We start from the raw sequence: 2,411 nt of genomic DNA on the forward strand, positions 1-2,411 counted from the left end.
GATTACGATCACATCATTCTCCTCACAGAGCGCCCGGGCGATGTTCGAGCCTATGAATCCGGCGCCGCCTGTTACAACTATTCGATTGTTCTGAAACGACATACTTACTACCTCAATATCTTGCGACCTCTTATCTGCCTGATTGCGGCCTGAATTTGCCCCTGAGAACTGCTCACTCCACAGAATCACATCCCCTCTGGCGCGCCCTTTGCTTCTTGAAGATCTCTCTGAAATAAGCGTTCAGCACGCACACATCATCCTGAGGACCTATCTGCTCGAAGAGATCGCATGGCGATCCCCTGTAGCATTCCATCTCGTGTATCCTGCACACAGCCATTCCATCTGCAAATGTTAGATGAGGGCATGGCTCTCCAGATCTCTTGAATACGACAGGCATCCTGTGAGATGTATCGAGAGTGCCATCAGGCCTTATCGCGTCCGGGTTCGGAATAGCAACGTCAAGGTGGATGCAGCAGCATCCGCATCTCAGGCATATCATAGGACCTCCTGGGGTTAGCGGAGAGCCGCTCCCCAGGGCGAAATGGTTTGGTCTCATCCTTATCAGGTTCTTCAGGATTCGCATTATGAAATGTGTTTTATACCATCTTCGAGATCACCGATGCTATGAGCTTTGCCGGAGCTCTCGGCGCGAGCCATCTTAAGAAGCTCCTGTAGCTGAGGCCATGCGCGTGTATGTCTATGTACCTCTCCAGGAGAGATCTGTCGTCCATGAACATGTTGAAGAGCTGATCGGGAAAGCGGTGCATGATCCGGGCGAGAAGAAATGACGCTCTGAGATCGTCTCCGAACTCGTTTTTGCATCTTCTTTGATACTCCACGATATCGCATCCTTCGGTGAGATGCTCAGAGGCGACCTCTGCAGCGATCTGGCCGGACCTCAAAGCATATGCGATCCCCTCTCCTGTGAAGGGATCCACCATGCCAGCCGAGTCGCCGCAGAGCATTGTTCTCCTGCCTGCAATATATCCGGATGGCCCTGAGAGAGGTATCGTATGGCCATGGATCTTGCCGCGGAATCCCCTCGAATTCATGAGTCTTTCCATGGTTCCTCTTATGTTCGATGATCGAAGACCGCCAGCGCCGACGGAGAGGTAACTTCCGTGAGGGAAAACCCAGGCGTAGCCCATATACGCCTCCCCGAAGTGTATCTCCATCCGGTCACTGCTGTTTTCGGCAGATACCTCTGTGACCAGGCACATACCTGTCATTGCATCTCTGGGGCGTATCTTCCTGCTCAGCACGCCCGTGTGACCGTCAGCAATCACCAGAATCCTGCCCTCGTAGGTATCACCTGCCCTTATCCGGACGTACTCCCCCCTCTCCGATATCTCTTTGGCCCGCCTTCCTAACAGGACCTCTGCTCCAGCATCCTCTGCCCTTCTCAAGAGCATCTCATCGAACACGCTCCTGGTGACGAGCGTGGAGAGCCTCTCAGACCTCGAGATCTCAGCACAGCGGTCTCTGAAGAATATCCTCAGCCTGGAGATCTCCGCATCGATGACCTCATCTGGAATCCTGAAGCCCAGGTACGACCTCGCCCGCTCTGATAGAGCTCCACCGCATGGCTTGTACCGCGGGAATCTCTCCTTCTCGATGAGAAGAACCCGCAGGCCGAGCCTGGCACCTTCGCGCGCTGCGGATGCGCCTGCCGGCCCTCCACCTATAACTATCAGGTCATACATATGCAAGAGCTATGCTGCATCCCTGGAGGATATCAGGCTCTGGTACGCCTCATGGGCCATATCAGAGACATCGATCTCGAGCTCCCTTGCCACCAGAAGGGCCACAGCATCCAGCTCCACCAGCCTCTGGAGCGAGTCCTGACGCTCGTTTATCATCGCTATGATCTCCTTCCTGCTCATGCCGGTCTTCGATGATATCATTCTGACCGCTCTCTCGAATATCCCCTCGACTGGAGCAGGTTTGAACCCAACAGGTATCTCGATATCCTCGTTTGAATGCACCATATCCCCATCGATGCGGACCAGCCCCTCCTTTTCTGCTTCCATCAGAAGCGCTCTCACCTTCTCTGGAGGCCCCCACTTCAGATCCAGCGAGAGTGCGAATATGAAGTCGCTTATCTTCAGGCTGCTCTTCCCACGCTTCTTGAATGGCAGTGCCACAAGGTACCTCTTCTCCTGATCCAAATGAAACACCCTCTCAGATTTCCAGTGACGCCTCGAGTGAGCCGGGGACACATGGAGGATACATGGCTTCAAATGGCGATTTGCCAAAGCACGAAATTTCTCTGCTCACCAGAAGCACACTGATTCTCCATTATATATCAATCTCGCAACGTTCACGCATCTATGCGATAGGGCATTTTCACCCCATTGAGATCTCCGGAGCATATACGAATCCTGACTGTACTTGCGATTTATCTTTGGGAG

General features: G+C 53.4%; 4 protein-coding genes. All 4 read right to left on the bottom strand.

Annotated elements, in window-relative coordinates; genetic code table 11:
* Positions 1-102, bottom strand: a 102-nt coding sequence (locus NQU42_RS08390; protein ID WP_366070336.1) for an NAD-dependent epimerase/dehydratase family protein, incomplete at its 3' end; no start/stop codon positions are given.
* A gap of 70 nt (positions 103-172) precedes the next feature.
* A complete protein-coding gene (locus NQU42_RS08340; protein WP_296610613.1) occupies positions 173-499 on the bottom strand; it encodes a hypothetical protein in 327 nt (108 codons plus the stop codon).
* Positions 500-596: 97 nt separating this feature from the next.
* Positions 597-1,703, bottom strand: coding sequence for a geranylgeranyl reductase family protein (locus tag NQU42_RS08345; protein WP_296610616.1), 1,107 nt, complete (start codon positions 1,701-1,703; stop codon positions 597-599).
* Positions 1,704-1,712: 9 nt separating this feature from the next.
* Positions 1,713-2,177 carry a DUF2240 family protein gene (locus tag NQU42_RS08350; RefSeq protein ID WP_296610614.1) on the bottom strand — a complete coding sequence of 155 codons (465 nt, stop codon included), beginning with the start codon at positions 2,175-2,177 and terminating at the stop codon, positions 1,713-1,715.
* Positions 2,178-2,411 lie beyond the last annotated feature (234 nt).

Origin of the sequence: Methanothrix sp. (genome assembly GCF_024518575.1) — an archaeon.
GTDB lineage: Archaea > Halobacteriota > Methanosarcinia > Methanotrichales > Methanotrichaceae > Methanothrix_B.

What these genes read in the sequence shown, in the direction of transcription:
- NQU42_RS08345 (WP_296610616.1), bottom strand. Translation starts at nt 1,703, where the DNA reads ATGTATGACCTGATAGTTATAGGTGGAGGGCCGGCAGGCGCATCCGCA.
- NQU42_RS08340 (WP_296610613.1), bottom strand. Translation starts at nt 499, where the DNA reads ATGATATGCCTGAGATGCGGATGCTGCTGCATCCACCTTGACGTTGCT.